We start from the raw sequence: 14,650 nt of genomic DNA on the forward strand, positions 1-14,650 counted from the left end.
CTGGCCCGTTGCAAGGGGTGTATGTAAAAAAGATTTACATTTATGCTTGCATCACCTGATTGGTTGACCTTCCACGGGATCAGGCGCAGTTTCCAATCATGAAAAATACTGAAAACAAGCCATCTCCGGCACTTGATGAGATTCTTTCACTGGAAAAACAGGTCTGGGCCGCGTTGGTTAACGGCAACGCGCAGGCAGACCGCGCATTGTTGAGCCCGGATTTTTTGGGGGTTTACCCTTCGGGCTTTGCCAATCGGGACGATCATGTCGGCCAGTTTGCAGACGCGCCGACCATGGCGCGATATGAGCTCAGCGAGACTAGGTTGCGTGTTCTGACCCAGGATGTCGTGCTTTTGTCCTATCGGGCGGATTACCAGCGTCCGGGATCCGAAAAGGCCGAAGCGATGCTGATTTCGTCGCTTTGGGAAAGGCGGCATGACGTTTGGGTCAACAGTTTCAGTCAGGATACCCCGTTGGAGGGTCAATGACCGCGCCACTGAACATTCGGCGGGTACCGCGCGCCTATGATGTTTCACTGGGCGGCGAGGCGCGCGATCTGGTTCCGTCGTTGACGCCGGAACAGTCCGACTTGATCGCAGGCACTGCCGGGTCCAGCCCATATCTGAAAGGTCTGATCGAGCGCGAGGTGGATTGGGTGCCTGACGCCCTGCAACGCCCCGATCAGGCATTGAATGAGGTTATGTCGGCGGCGCAAGGGTTACCGCCGGATCAACTGAAGCCCGGCCTGCGTCGGGCCAAGCGACGGGTGGCGCTGTTAACCGCGCTGGCCGATCTGGCTGGGGCGTGGCCATTGGAAAAGGTAACGGCCGCGCTGACCGATTTTGGTGCCTTGGCGGCGGATGTCGCCGCAAAGGCCGAGATTGCGGCCCTGATCCGGCGCGGCAAACTGCCCGGTATGACCCCTGACGATGTCGAAAGCGCCGCCGGGATGGTCATTCTTGCGATGGGCAAAATGGGTGCGCATGAGCTGAACTACAGCTCGGATATCGATCTGATCGTGCTGTTTGACGAAACGCGCTTTGACCCGGATGACTTTTACGATGCCAGACACGGCATGGTGCGGGCGACGCGGAACTTTTGTGCAACGCTTAGCGACAAGACGGCGGACGGCTACGTCTTCCGCACCGACTTGCGCCTGCGTCCCGATCCGGCGGTCACTCCGGTCTGTATGGCGATGGAAGCTGCCGAGCGGTATTATGAAAGCCTTGGTCGCACGTGGGAACGCGCGGCTTATATCAAAGCACGCCCCTGCGCCGGGGATATCACCGCGGGCGAGCGGTTCCTGAACGCGTTGCGCCCGTTTGTCTGGCGACGTCATCTGGATTTTGCGGCGATACAGGACGCCCACGACATGCGCCTGCGTATTCGTGAAAACAAAGGCACAGGTGGCGCGTTGACTATTCCGGGCCATGACATGAAGCTGGGGCAGGGCGGCATCCGCGAGATCGAGTTTTTTACCCAAACCCGCCAACTTATTGCAGGTGGCCGCGACCCAGACCTGCGCGTGCGCGGGACCGTTCAGGGCCTTGCCGCCTTGGCGACCAAAGGCTGGGTGCCGCAAGATGTTTCGGAAAAGCTGACCGACCATTATCGCGCCCATCGCGAAGTCGAGCATCGCATTCAGATGGTCCACGATGCGCAGACCCATAAGGTTCCGCAATCCGAGGATGGGCTTGCGCGTGTAGCCTGCCTTATGGGGACCAGCAGCGATGAGCTAACCGCAGACCTGAAACGCCGCCTGGCCGAAGTTCACGAATTGACCGAAGGGTTCTTCGCCCCCGGTCCTGGGGCGCAACCGACGGTCGCCCCGACCGTGGAATTTGACCAGAGCATTCTGTCGCGCTGGCCCACCTATCCGGCCCTGCGATCGCAGCGCGCGCGGCGAATATTCGAAAGACTACGCCCCGAGCTACTGTCGCGTCTGGCCAAAACCGCGCAACCGGCCGAGGCGTTGTTGGCCTTGGACGGGTTTCTGGCCGGGTTGCCTGCTGGCGTTCAGCTGTTCTCACTGTTTGAAGCCAACACCCAGTTGATTGATCTTCTGATCGACATCGTGGGGACGTCACATGCTTTGGCCTCACATCTTTCGCGGAATGCGTCAGTGTTCGACGCTGTTATTGGCGGTAGTTTCTTTAACGACTGGCCCGGACGCGCGGTGCTTGAGGCCGAGCTTTCGCAGGCTTTGAATGCGGAAACAGACTATGAATCCCAGCTTGATCTGGCCCGGCGCTGGTGCAAGGAATGGCATTTCCGGATCGGTGTGCACCACTTGCGCGGATTGATCGATGGTGCCCGCGCGGGTCATCAATATGCAGAGCTTGCCCAATCTGTGATCGCAGCGATTCTGCCTTGTGTGACTGCCCAGTTCGCCCTCAAACACGGGCCCGCACCCGGTCGCGGGGCGGCGGTGCTGGGTATGGGATCCCTGGGGGCGGGGCGCATCAACTCGCAATCCGATCTGGACATGATCGTCATTTACGACCCGCAGGATCAGGACATGTCAGACGGGCCGCGCCCACTGGCGACACGCACATATTATGCCCGGTTTACCCAAGCGCTGATCACCGCTTTGTCCGCGCCGATGTCGCAGGGGCGGCTTTACGAAGTTGACATGCGTCTGCGCCCGTCTGGCAATCAGGGGCCAGTCGCGACAAGTTGGGCGAGTTTCACGAATTACCAGCAAAACGAAGCCTGGGTCTGGGAACATCTTGCGCTGACACGTGCCCATGTAGTGGCCGGAGATCCGGCCTTGGCCACCGATATTGAAACCTTCCGGGCGGACCTGCTTACGCGGCCGCGAGAGCGCGGCAAAGTCCTGCGCGAGGTGTCAGAAATGCGTGACAGGCTTGCTGCGGCAAAGTCCCCAGCAGGTATCTGGGACGCCAAGAATGGCGCAGGCCGGATGATGGATATCGAACTTATAGCGCAAACCGGCGCTTTGTTATCCGGGATTGCCGAGCGGGATGTTCATTCCGGTCTGAACGGGGCCGTCGCTGCCGGATTGCTGAATGTCGCGCAAGCACAAACCCTAAAGGAATGCTACGATCTATGCTGGTCGGTACAATGCGCGGCCCGATTGCTGTCTGGCAAGGTGATCGACGCCGACAATATCGGTGAAGGGGGGGCTGCCTTTCTGTGCCGTGCAACAGGTTTTGAGCAGGTCCATGCGCTACAGGCAGCGTTGACCGACACATATATCACCGCCGCCGATCTGATCTCGGCCGTAGTGGAAGAGGGCAATGATGGGACGAAATGACGATCCGAACGATCCCAAAGGGTTGATCTACGAGGCTTATCGCATCGAAGGCATCACCTTGCCCGAATGCCGCAGTATCTTTCTGGACTGGGCGCTGGGTTTTCCCGCAGATCGTGATCAGAAACAGGCGTTGATCGATTTGCACGACACCTATGCGGCAAAAGATGCCTATCATCCGATGACGCAGGTTCTGCGCGAAGGGCAGGAAACGGCACAAGCCCCCAAGCGCCGGGGCGGTTGGCGCAATCGTCCAAGGTAACGAGGGCTTTCCCATCGCAGCGTTCGCGATTAAGAGGGCGCAATGAGCCAAGCCGATGACCGCCCCCGTATCCGTCTGAAACCCAAAGCCAATGCGCGCGGCCTGCGCCACGGCTTTCCCTGGGTCTATGCCAATGACATCGTCACCGACCGCCGCACCCGTAAGATCGAACCGGGTGCTCTGGCGGTGCTTGAGGATGACAAGCGCAGCCCAATCGCCTTGGTTGCGGTCAACCCTGCGTCCAAAATCATGTGTCGCGTGTTGGACCGCGACCTGAACGCCGACCTGACGCCCAAATGGTTTGAAGCCCGGCTGCAGCGTGCACTGGACCTTCGGGAACGGCTGTTCGATGCGCCTTTTTACCGTCTGATCCATGCCGAGGCGGACGGGTTTCCCGGCGTGATTGTCGACCGCTTCGGTGACGCCTGCGTCATTCAACCCAACGCCGCCTGGGCGGAAAAACATCTCGAAATTCTGTCCGATGCTCTGGTCAAGGTCACGGGCGTGAAAACCGTTCTTAAGAACGCATCGGGCCGAACTCGTGGGTTGGAAGGGCTGGATGACGTCAATCTGACGCTGCACGGGGCCGCACCCGATGCGCCAGTGCCGGTGCCGATGAATGGCGCGACCTATATGGCGGACCTAACGGGCGGCCAGAAAACCGGCCTGTTCTATGATCAACGCCCGAACCACGCCTTTGCGGCACGGTTGGTTCATCCCGATGCGCAGGTGCTGGACGTGTTCAGCCATGTCGGAGGCTTTGGTCTTGCGATGTTGGCGGGCGGTGCCGGGCAGGCGCTGTCGGTTGACGGGTCTGCCGCTGCGCTTGAACTGGCCGCAAAGGGGGCAGCCGCTTCGGGATTTGCTGATCGCTTCCAAACCCGGCAAGGCGACGCCTTTGATGTGTTGACCCAACTAAACGAAGAAGGCGCGAAATTCGACGTCGTCATCTGCGATCCTCCGGCTTTTGCACCGTCAAAACAAGCGCTGGACGCAGGCTTGCGCGCTTATGAACGCATCGCGCGTCTTGCCACACCACTGGTCAAACCGGGCGGTTATCTTGGCCTGTGCTCTTGTTCGCACGCTGCCGATCTGGGCCGCTTTCGCGAGGCATCGGCGCGCGGTATCGGGCGCGCCGGGCGGCAGGCGCAGATGATCCATACCGGGTTCGCCGGACCAGACCATCCGCAATTGCCGCAACTGGCCGAAAGCGGTTATCTCAAAGCCGTGTTTTACAGGCTGTGAAAGCGGTTCTGGATACCTGCGTCATTTATCCAACGGTGATGCGAGAGATGCTGTTGGGCGCTGCCAAGCTGGGTCACTACACCCCGATATGGTCGACCCGCATCCTCGAAGAATGGGCCCGCGCGGCCCGGAAACTGGGGCCCGAGGGCGAGGTTCAAGCCCGCGCCGAAATCGCTTTGGCGCAAGCGCGATGGCCCGATGCAGAACGCGCACCAACACCGGGTACCGAACAGCGCCTTTGGTTGCCCGATCCCGCCGATATCCATGTTCTGGCAGCAGCAGTCAGCAGTTCAGCAGACATGATTGTGACGTTTAACGCCAAAGACTTCCCTCGAAACATCCTGGCCGAAGAAGGCCTAGAACGACGCGACCCCGACACTCTCCTGCGCGGCTTTTACGCAACCGATCCAGATGGCATCACCCACATCGCTACACAGGTGCTGTCCGAAGCCAATCGTCTCTCGTGGGATCAATGGACCCTGCGCAGCCTGATGAAAAAAGCCCGTCTGCCAAAACTCGGCAAGGCGCTTGCCCCCTGATCCGGATCCCGCTTCATCTGTCCATAAATATCCCGGAGAGCGCGAGAGGCTGGCCTCTCGCTGCGCCACCCTATCCACCGTTGCTCCATCGCCGTTCCAACACCTCAAGCGCCGCAATCCGCTCATCGGTTTTTGGATGGCTCATCAGCCAAGCCGGAGTGACACCGGCGCGTTGCTGAGTCAGATCTTCGAGTTTATGAAACAATGACTTCTGCGGCCCTATACCGATGCCTGCTTTGGTCAAAAGGGCCGCAGCATATTCATCTGCCTCATACTCGTCTCCGCGTGACAGGCGCGAAGCAAGAAGATGGGTCAGCATATTGGCTATCCACGCACCGATGAACGGGATGAACCGGTTCAACAGCATCATCAGGGCCGCTCGCAATGCGTTCTGGCCGGAAAAATCGATCATCCGCCGCCGCGCATGTCCCAGCGCGACATGCCCCAACTCATGCGCAATGACACTGGCCATCTCTTCGGCCGTCACTTCACCATTGCGGAATTTGCGGTAGAACCCCCGCGTGATGAATATCCGCCCGTCCGGTGCGGCCAGTCCGTTCACGGGATCAATCTCGTAGATATAGACAGGAACCCGGTCGATATCCAATGCAGCCGCCAGCCTGTCGGTCATGCGCTTGAGCGCCGGATCGGCCAATTCGGTTGACTTGGCATCCAATTCCCGATGCGTACGCCAGACTGAAATCCGGTACATTGCGATGGCATAGAGGATCGCCAGAAGGATCGGGGTAAAACGCAACATAGACTAGATATGGGCGGGAACGCAGGGCAGGGCAAGGTCATCCGAAATAACGATGCCTCGCCCATCAATAGTCGCCCGCTACGTCTGACCGAAGGTCAGGCTTCATAATTCTGTCATGTCTGTTGTGTCAGCTGACAAACCCGCTTAGTCACCGGATCGCTACGCATGAGGAACCCATGGCCGAAAAAGACTTTGAACCCCGCCATCTCGAAACGCTTGACCGCGATCTTCGCCGCTTTTCGAGGCTTGAGGTGGCAACGGCGCAAGCCGGGCGTCCATTTGTCGGATCCGGAGTCGCTTTTGCATTCATCGTTGTGGCTGGCCTTGTCGCCGCGTTCCTGTTCGGGCAGGGCAATAACACTTTCATAGTCGTCATCGCTGCAATGTTTGGCGCATATATGGCGCTGAACATCGGTGCAAACGACGTTGCAAACAACATGGGCCCAGCTGTGGGCGCAAATGCCTTGTCCATGGGCGGCGCCATCGCCATCGCTGCGATATTCGAAAGCGCCGGTGCGCTCATTGCAGGCGGAGATGTAGTGTCAACAATTGCCAAAGGTATCATCGCTCCTGAGAGCATGGGAACGGCCACGATCTTTGTCTGGGCCATGATGGCAGCCCTTCTGTCTTCGGCGCTTTGGGTCAATCTTGCCACCTGGGTTGGTGCGCCCGTTTCCACCACCCACTCGGTTGTGGGCGGTGTTATGGGGGCAGGCATTGCAGCTGCCGGGTTTGGCGCGGTCAGTTGGGGCACGATGAGCGCCATTGCAGCCAGCTGGATTATTTCACCCGTTTTGGGCGGTTTGATTGCGGCGGGCTTTCTGTGGTTCATCAAATCGCGGATCATCTATCAGGATGACAAGATCGCAGCCGCGCGCAAATGGGTGCCGATGCTCGTCGGTATCATGGCCGGTGCATTTGCAACCTATCTGGCGCTCAAGGGTCTGAAAAAGCTGATCAAGATCGACATTGGCACGGCCCTGCTGATCGGCGCGGCCTGCGGAGGTCTGATCTGGGCCGCGATGATTCCGGTCATTCGACGTCAGTCCGAAGGCCTGGAGAACCGCAACAAATCGCTGAAGGTTCTGTTCGGAATTCCTCTGATTGTCTCTGCTGCGTTGCTCAGCTTTGCGCATGGCGCGAATGACGTTGCCAATGCTGTTGGTCCGCTGGCCGCAATTGTGCAGGCGTCGGCATCCGGAGACTTTACCCAAGCGGTCAGCATTCCCTATTGGGTCATGATCATCGGAGCGTTCGGCATCTCGTTCGGCCTGTTCCTGTTCGGCCCCAAGCTGATCCGCATGGTCGGTAGTCAGATCACCAAGCTGAACCCGATGCGGGCCTATTGCGTTGCGTTGTCTGCAGCGATCACAGTGATCGTTGCCAGTTGGCTGGGGCTGCCGGTCAGTTCGACCCATATCGCTGTGGGAGCGGTCTTTGGCGTCGGGTTCTTCCGCGAGTGGGATTCCGAACGCCGCCTGAAAAAGGCGCGAATGTCCATGCCCGAGCGGCCTCAACTGGCCCCGGAAGAGCGGCGCAAACGCAAGCTGGTGCGCCGTACCCATTTCCTGACAATCATCGCGGCCTGGGTGATTACAGTGCCTGCGGCAGCGGTGCTGGCAGCGGTTCTGTTCCTGGGAATTCAGGCCGTCGCGAGGTAAGTGCCTGATGTAAGACTGCGAGGTCGGTAATCTTAAATAACTCAACAAGTTTAAAGATCATCGGGAAGGATTAGCATTAAGTTGAGCAGCATGAACAACTAGGCCGAGATGATTTGAAGAATAACTAGGTATTGGGTTTGCATTGCCCAAATGTGTCCATCAAATAGCCATCAAAATTGAGCAAGAATTACATCTTGCAAACACAACTCTGGGACATTTCTTTTGATGCGCGATTTAGTATTCCTGTTCTACTCTCTGGCATTGCGTATGTTTGGCCTGTTGAGTTTGATTATGTTCGCAGGCGTCGTATCCGTTTTGGCCACTGGAATAGTAACTGGACCTTCTGTCGTTGCCTATTCTTCCGTGGGTGCAATTTTCCTGGTGTTTGGTCTAAGAATGAGTTTACCAAATCTGACGCCAGCATGGTTACGCGATCCAAGAGGGCCACTGCTTGGCCTGTCTATCTTAGTCGTCTCGGTCCCGTTTCTACTCGGATACATGTTTTTGTTGATAGAAATGGTCAAGCCATTTCAAGGGAAAGCGATCTTTGGAATTGGCATTATGGTTTGGCATCAGTTGCTACTCTACCTAGTAGTCGGTGTGATTGGGTACTGGGGCGTGCTTGGATTTTTCAATTGCTTTTACAACGGCTTTTTCCAAAAAAGGCCGGTTAAACCGACGTCTCAATCGGGTGATGCATCGACGCTTATTCATCCAACCACAAACGCCGAGTTGCGCAGCCTACGACAATCCAGAATGAGCAGATAAGGCGACGCCCTACCGCGTTAGTTCACGCATTCCTTGCTCGAGCCCGGCCAAGGTCATCGGCACCATGCGATCCTCGAAGATCTCGCGGATCATGCCGATGGAGTGGGTGTATTCCCAATACTTTTCGGGCACCGGGTTGATCCACAGGTTTGAACTCCATTGCTCACGCGCGCGTTGCAGCCAGACCTGACCGGCCTCCTGGTTCCAGTGTTCGTTCGCTCCACCGGGATAGGCGATTTCATATGGGCTCATCGAGGCATCGCCGACGAAGATGCACTTGTAGTCACCACCATAGGTGCGCAACACTTCGTGCGTCGGGGTCTGCTGATCCCAGCGACGGCGGTTGTCGCGCCAGACGCCTTCGTACAGGCAATTGTGGAAATAGTAATATTCCAGATGTTTGAACTCGGTCCGTGCCGCCGAGAACAGTTCCTCGACCACCTTGATATGCGGATCCATTGACCCGCCCACGTCCAGAAACAACAGCACCTTGACCGCGTTGTGACGCTCAGGGCGGGTTTTGACGTCCAGATAACCATGTTCGGCCGTTGCACGAATGGTGCCGTCCAGATCCAGTTCATCCGCAGCACCTTCGCGTGCCCAGCGGCGCAGACGTTTCAGGGCGACCTTGATATTGCGCGTCCCCAGTTCGACCGTATCATCGAGATTTCGAAATTCGCGTTTGTCCCAAACCTTGACCGCGCGCTGGTGGCGGCTTTCTTTCTGGCCGATCCGCACACCTTCGGGGTTGTATCCATAGGCCCCGAACGGAGAAGTCCCGGCGGTGCCGATCCATTTGTTGCCGCCCTGATGGCGACCCTGTTGGTCTTTCAGGCGTTCGCGCAGGGTCTCCATCAGCTTGTCGAACCCGCCAAGCGCTTCGATCCCGGCCTTTTCGTCCTCGGACAGGTGTTTTTCGGCCATCTTCGCCAGCCAATCGGCGGGGATGTCCACGGCCTCAAGAACCTGCTCAAAGCCGATCTCGTCCAGCCCTTCGAAACTGGCGGCAAAGGCGCGGTCGAATTTGTCGATATTACGCTCGTCCTTCACCATCGACACGCGCGCGAGGTAATAGAACGCTTCGACGTCATAGGTGGCCAGACCCTTCTTCATGCCCTCAAGAAATGTCAGGTATTCGCGCAAGGAAACGGGAATACCGGCTTTTCTGAGGTTTTCGAAGAAGGGCAGAAACATCCTGTCAGGCCACCAGCCGCACAAGGATCAACGACAGGATCAGCCCCAGCAAGGCAAAGGCGATCCCGTAACCGGCAGCGTATTGTGCCATATCGGCCCCGTTTCCGTTCCGCTTACGCGCCTTCAACGCGCCCAGCACCGCACCCAGAACGGCCATTCCCCAAACCACCAGCATTTGTCTTTATCCACCTGCGTTGCGTGGCGCGCGCTGGGCGACTTCTTGTGTCACCGAACGCACCACCAGATCCGAGCCGAAGCCGTATCGCGCCCATCCGATGCTGTCCAGCCTGACGGTGCGTGCCTGATCGATCCGCCCGGCCTGACGCAGCGCCTCGGATTTCAACAGCATCAACGTGGCCAGCAGGGCGGCATTCTCGGCCCGGTTCATGACGTCGATGGCCTGGTTCAGTTCGGGCAGGGCGTCAGTACCGCGCCCGTTTGCCAGCGCATAGGCGGCGGTCTGGGCCGTGATGTGAGCCCGGTGGACCTCGGTTCCGGGTGTGGCGTTCAGATATTGCAGTGCCGCCTCATAATGCCGTCGCGCGCCGTCGGGATCGTCGAACTGGCTCATCCGGCCGAGCAGATAGTGCGGGTAGGCGCGGCGCTGATCGGTCCAGCCCTGCGCCTGTCCGATCCGCAACGCCTCTTGCGCGGATCTAACCCGACGCGCCGAGGGTGAGCTGGGCCCAAGCGCCCGTTGCACAGCGTTAATCCACGCGCGCGGCGTTTCCGACTGAGGTTGGGCGGGCAAGTTCTCACCACGCGGATTGAGGCGGCGCAGAATGCGTGGCAGCACCGCCGAGACCTGTTCGCGCGTCATGCCGTTGTGCAGTTCCGGCGCATAGGCCGTGCGCAGGATCAGCATGTCGAACCCAGTGAGTATGGTGTGAAAATTGTCGTCGTTGAACACTGAATCCGGCAGATGATACAGGTCGTTCAACGGCCCCAGCGCCTGCGCCAGTTCCTCGTGCAGGCAATCACGTATCTCTTGCGGACTCACGTCATAGGGAATGAATATCCCGATCCGTTCGCGACTACGCAGCTCGGTCCAGTTGCTTTTGCGCTTGCGTCGGTCACGGCGGTATTCTTCAAGGCTAGACGAGTTTGGCACCACGAAACAGGCGGCTTGCGGAAGGATGCGGCGGATTTGTTTCTGGCTCACCGCCTCGATCGTGATATTGGCGGGGCCTTCGGTCACCTGTCGGATGTCGATCCCGGCCTCGCGTTTCAGCCGCGCCAAAAGCCGGGTCAGATCGGTTTGCATCGTGGTTGGCGGCAATCCCGTCAATTGGACGGTGATCGGCTCGTCAAACCGTGTGAAGACCGGCAATTCCGCGCCGCTCTCCAACGCAAAATGCAGGGCGATGAAATCCTGTGCGATATTCTCGTTTGACCGGGCCGGAGGGATTGGTCGCGTAGCGGAAAAGCTTTGAATCGGGGGCAGGGCGGCTTCGACGACCGACTCTCGTGTCGGCAAAGCGGTCGTGCGTACCGAGTCGCATCCGGCCACAGTCAGTAAAGCAACAGCTGCCATCCACCGCATCATGGGCGCTGATATTTCAGAAACGGCGTTAACTTGCCGATGCGGTCATAAAGTTGGCGAGCGGTGTGATTGAATTCCTGTGTCAGCCAATAAACATTGGGGGCTCCTTGCCGGTCGGCTTCGTCATAGACGGCCTGAATCAGCGCGCGCCCGACGCCGGTTCCACGTGCCTGGGGGCGGGCATAGAGGTCTTGCAGATAGCAGACCCGTTCCACCTTCCACGCATGGCGGTGAAACAGGTAGTGGGTGAGGCCAACCAGCGCTCCGTCCAACTCGGCCACAAAACAGGAAAAGTCTTGCGGATCATCACCTAAGAGGCGCGCAAAGGTGGTATCATAGACCTCACCAGAGACCTCGGATTCATAGAATCCGAGATAATCGCGCCACATCTCCTCCCACTCAGCCCGGTCGTCGGGGCGTAGGGGACGGATCGTGACTGCGGTAGACATGTGGGTTTTCCTGCTCTGGCAGCCCGTTCTGAGGGTCGGGCTATGGTTCGCGTAATGCTGACATCCGACCCAGCAGAAGGCAAGCCGTGATCACCGGATGTTCAGAGCCTCACCGTTTGCTGCGTGCCATAAAGGCAAGCCGTTCGAACAGATGCACATCCTGCTCGTTCTTCAGCAACGCGCCGTGCAGCTTGGGCAACGCATTCGCGCCGTCCCGTTTCAGATCCTCGGACGTCAGATCTTCGGCCAGAAGCAGCTTGAGCCAGTCCAGCACTTCCGAAGTGGATGGCTTTTTCTTCAGCCCCTGCGTCTCGCGGATTTCATAGAACTGGGTCAGCGCGGTGGTCAGCAGCGCATCCTTGATGCCGGGGTGGTGCACTTCGACAATCCGGCGCATCGTCGTCTCGTCAGGGAAGCGGATGTAATGAAAGAAACAGCGGCGCAAGAAAGCGTCGGGCAGTTCCTTTTCATTGTTCGAAGTGATGATGACGATGGGGCGGTGCTTGGCCCGGATCGTCTCGCCGGTCTCGTAGACGTGGAATTCCATCTTGTCGAGCTCCTGCAGCAGGTCGTTGGGAAACTCGATATCGGCCTTGTCGATCTCGTCGATCAGCAGAACAACCTTTTCGTCGGCGTCAAAGGCCTGCCACAGTTTGCCCTTGCGGATGTAGTTCGAGACGTCATGGACCCGCTCGTCCCCCAACTGGCTGTCGCGCAGGCGACTGACGGCATCATATTCGTACAAACCCTGCTGTGCGCGGGTGGTGGATTTCACGTTCCATTCGATCATCGTCAGCCCCAGCGCACCGGCCACCTGTTTGGCCAGCTCGGTCTTGCCGGTGCCGGGCTCGCCCTTGACCAGCAGAGGGCGTTCCAGCGTGACGGCGGCGTTCACGGCAATGGTCAGATCGTCGGTGGCGACATATTCGGCAGTGCCCTGGAAACGTGTGGTCATTGGACTCTCATGATAGTGGAGTGATTGCAGCCCGGGTTACAGAGAGGCGGCATTTTTGACAACCCGGATCGCTGCGTCGTGACTCGCGGGGCGGGATATTTGACATGATTCGTAGCCTGCAGATTAAGCCATGGGTTGAAAATTGCCCGAAAATTGCCCGGTTCGTTCCACAATGAAAATATGTTTTGCTGTTAGAAGTCTCATATTTAGATATGCCGGGGCGACGGTGCGTCGGGGGTCACGTTTGCATAGTGACATTCCCCGCGCGGTCGGATACACGCTCCGCAGAAGGGGGTGCCGAATGTCAGGCGATGCAAACACGACCGACGTTGCAGCCCATACCGAGGGAGCAAAAATGAAGCAGGAAGTTTTTCTGCCGGAGGATTACCGCCCGGCCGAAGATGAGCCTTTCATGAATGATCGTCAGCTTGAGTATTTTCGTCGCAAGCTGCTGGATTGGAAAAACGAACTTTTGGCAGGCAGCCGCGATACGATCGAAGGGCTGCAGGACAACACCCGTAATATCCCGGACGTTGCCGACCGCGCAAGCGAGGAAACCGACCGCGCGCTGGAACTGCGCACCCGGGATCGTCAGCGTAAGTTGGTGGCTAAAATCGACTCGGCCCTGCGCCGGATCGACGAGGGTGAATACGGCTATTGCGAGATGACGGGTGATCCGATTTCGCTGAGGCGTCTGGATGCGCGACCCATCGCCACCATGACGCTTGAGGCACAGGAACGTCACGAGCGTCGCGAAAAGGTTCACCGCGACGATTGATCGTCGGGCCATCAGAAAAAACAAACGCCGGGGCCTGTGGCTCCGGCGTTTTTTGTGGGATAGACCAGCCGTATGAACATTTCAGGCATAAAATTCGCTGTCGTTGGGGCGGGCATCGGCGGTCTGGCTGCGGCCATCGCCTTGCGCAAACGCGGCGCCGAGGTGATCGTTCTGGAACAGGCACCAGAAATCGTCGAAGTCGGCGCTGGATTGCAGATCAGCGAAAACGGCATGAGCGTTTTACGCGCCTTGGGTGTGGTCTCGAACGTTGCGGAAGCTGGGCAAAAATCTTATGGCACTGTCGTGCGGGATTATAAAAATGGCCGTTTCATTTGCCGAATTCCGCAGCCCTCTGCCGGGGCCACCTACTACTATCACCGCGCCGACCTGATTGGTTTGCTGTTGCAGGCGGCCCAGCGGGAAGGTGTCGAAATCCGTCTGAACAGTTGTGTTCAGACGGTTCAGGAAACCGGCGACGGGGTCGAGGTGCATCTCTCTGAAAACCTCCCCCTCACCGTGGATTGCCTGATCGCAGCCGATGGCGGGCGCAGTGCAATCCGCTCGCTTTTGAACGGCGAAGAAATACTTGGTTTTACAAATCAGGTGGCATGGCGTGCCACGATCCCGTGGGGGCGTAAGCTCAAAGCACCAAAGGCGCATCTGACCATGGGGCCAGGCCGTCATGTGGTTACCTATCCGTTGCGCGATCAAAGCCTTCTCAACATTGTTGCTATCGAAGAGCGGTCAGATTGGCAGGATGAAGGCTGGCGCCTGCAAGGTGATCCTGACGATCTGCGCGCCCGGTTCTCTGATTTCGGGGGTAGCGTTCGCAAGGCACTTCGGCAAGTGGACCAGACCTATCTCTGGGCCCTGTTTCTGCGTCCGGTTGCGCGAAAATGGCAGAATGGCCGCATTGCCCTGCTGGGGGATGCGGCACATCCGACGCTGCCCTTCATGGCGCAAGGGGCCTGCCTTGCGCTTGAAGATGCCTGCGTTCTGGCGCGGGCATTTGATCACGATACTCTGCCCGAGAGCCTCGAAGCCTACGAACGCGCGCGCTCCCTCCGATCGCGCCAAGTTGTAGATGCCGCTTCGGCCAACGCCCGAAACTTTCATCTGCGCGGTCCGATGCGATTGGCCGCCCAGATGGTTTTGACCGCCATGGGGTCAAGGCTGGGCAGGCGCTATGATTGGATCTACGATTTCGACGCGACCGCGTAGT

The 14,650-nt window shown here is 58.4% G+C and carries 15 protein-coding genes; 9 read left to right on the plus strand and 6 right to left on the minus strand.

What is annotated here, in order from left to right; all coding sequences use genetic code 11:
- The first annotated feature begins 98 nt into the window (after positions 1–98).
- The 5 genes from ACR0FG_RS00975 to ACR0FG_RS00995 are packed head-to-tail and all read left to right on the plus strand — an operon-like array spanning position 99 to position 5,320.
- The gene (locus ACR0FG_RS00975) at positions 99–488 is read left to right on the plus strand and encodes a DUF4440 domain-containing protein (protein WP_480889166.1); all 390 of its coding nucleotides are present in this window, start codon (positions 99–101) and stop codon (positions 486–488) included.
- Entirely contained in the window at positions 485–3,277 is a 2,793-nt protein-coding gene (locus tag ACR0FG_RS00980) for a [protein-PII] uridylyltransferase family protein (RefSeq protein ID WP_480889167.1), read from the plus strand. The genes ACR0FG_RS00975 and ACR0FG_RS00980 overlap by 4 nt, the downstream gene beginning before the upstream one ends.
- A complete protein-coding gene (locus ACR0FG_RS00985) occupies positions 3,264–3,536 on the plus strand; it encodes a hypothetical protein (protein ID WP_480889546.1) in 273 nt (90 codons plus the stop codon). Before ACR0FG_RS00980 ends, ACR0FG_RS00985 begins: the two co-directional genes overlap by 14 nt.
- A 42-nt stretch (positions 3,537–3,578) precedes the next feature.
- The gene (locus tag ACR0FG_RS00990; RefSeq protein WP_480889168.1) at positions 3,579–4,781 is read left to right on the plus strand and encodes an RSP_2647 family RNA methyltransferase; all 1,203 of its coding nucleotides are present in this window, start codon (positions 3,579–3,581) and stop codon (positions 4,779–4,781) included.
- Positions 4,778–5,320, plus strand: coding sequence for an RSP_2648 family PIN domain-containing protein (locus ACR0FG_RS00995; RefSeq protein WP_480889170.1), 543 nt, complete (start codon positions 4,778–4,780; stop codon positions 5,318–5,320). The genes ACR0FG_RS00990 and ACR0FG_RS00995 overlap by 4 nt, the downstream gene beginning before the upstream one ends.
- A 70-nt stretch (positions 5,321–5,390) precedes the next feature.
- Here the strand turns inward: ACR0FG_RS00995 and ACR0FG_RS01000 are convergent, their stop codons facing one another.
- Entirely contained in the window at positions 5,391–6,080 is a 690-nt protein-coding gene (locus tag ACR0FG_RS01000) for a M48 family metallopeptidase (RefSeq protein WP_480889173.1), read from the minus strand.
- Between the two features lie 176 nt (positions 6,081–6,256).
- Here ACR0FG_RS01000 and ACR0FG_RS01005 point away from each other — a divergent pair, with 176 nt between their 5' ends.
- Entirely contained in the window at positions 6,257–7,741 is a 1,485-nt protein-coding gene (locus tag ACR0FG_RS01005) for an inorganic phosphate transporter (RefSeq protein ID WP_480889176.1), read from the plus strand.
- A 225-nt stretch (positions 7,742–7,966) separates the two neighbouring features.
- Complete coding sequence (locus ACR0FG_RS01010) at positions 7,967–8,509, plus strand: hypothetical protein (protein ID WP_480889179.1); 543 nt, start codon at positions 7,967–7,969, stop codon at positions 8,507–8,509.
- Positions 8,510–8,518: 9 nt separating this feature from the next.
- On the opposite strand, the gene ACR0FG_RS01015 is transcribed toward ACR0FG_RS01010, so the two are convergent.
- From ACR0FG_RS01015 to ACR0FG_RS01035, 5 genes are all read right to left on the minus strand, one after another.
- On the minus strand, positions 8,519–9,703 hold the full coding sequence (locus tag ACR0FG_RS01015) for a vWA domain-containing protein (RefSeq protein WP_480889180.1): 1,185 nt from the start codon (positions 9,701–9,703) through the stop codon (positions 8,519–8,521).
- Between the two features lie 4 nt (positions 9,704–9,707).
- Entirely contained in the window at positions 9,708–9,878 is a 171-nt protein-coding gene (locus ACR0FG_RS01020; protein WP_170714888.1) for a hypothetical protein, read from the minus strand.
- A gap of 6 nt (positions 9,879–9,884) precedes the next feature.
- The gene (locus ACR0FG_RS01025) at positions 9,885–11,237 is read right to left on the minus strand and encodes a DUF2927 domain-containing protein (protein WP_480889182.1); all 1,353 of its coding nucleotides are present in this window, start codon (positions 11,235–11,237) and stop codon (positions 9,885–9,887) included.
- A gap of 8 nt (positions 11,238–11,245) precedes the next feature.
- Positions 11,246–11,695, minus strand: a complete 450-nt coding sequence (locus ACR0FG_RS01030) for a GNAT family N-acetyltransferase (protein ID WP_170714885.1) — start codon at positions 11,693–11,695, stop codon at positions 11,246–11,248.
- Between the two features lie 109 nt (positions 11,696–11,804).
- Positions 11,805–12,650, minus strand: a complete 846-nt coding sequence (locus tag ACR0FG_RS01035) for an AAA family ATPase (RefSeq protein WP_480889186.1) — start codon at positions 12,648–12,650, stop codon at positions 11,805–11,807.
- A 355-nt stretch (positions 12,651–13,005) separates the two neighbouring features.
- Between ACR0FG_RS01035 and dksA the strand changes: the two genes are divergently transcribed.
- The gene (gene dksA / locus ACR0FG_RS01040) at positions 13,006–13,428 is read left to right on the plus strand and encodes an RNA polymerase-binding protein DksA (protein WP_170715055.1); all 423 of its coding nucleotides are present in this window, start codon (positions 13,006–13,008) and stop codon (positions 13,426–13,428) included.
- Positions 13,429–13,500: 72 nt separating this feature from the next.
- Positions 13,501–14,649, plus strand: coding sequence for an FAD-dependent monooxygenase (locus ACR0FG_RS01045; protein ID WP_480889190.1), 1,149 nt, complete (start codon positions 13,501–13,503; stop codon positions 14,647–14,649).
- Position 14,650: the final 1 nt, after the last annotated feature.

It is taken from the genome of Ruegeria sp. E1 (assembly GCF_056534225.1).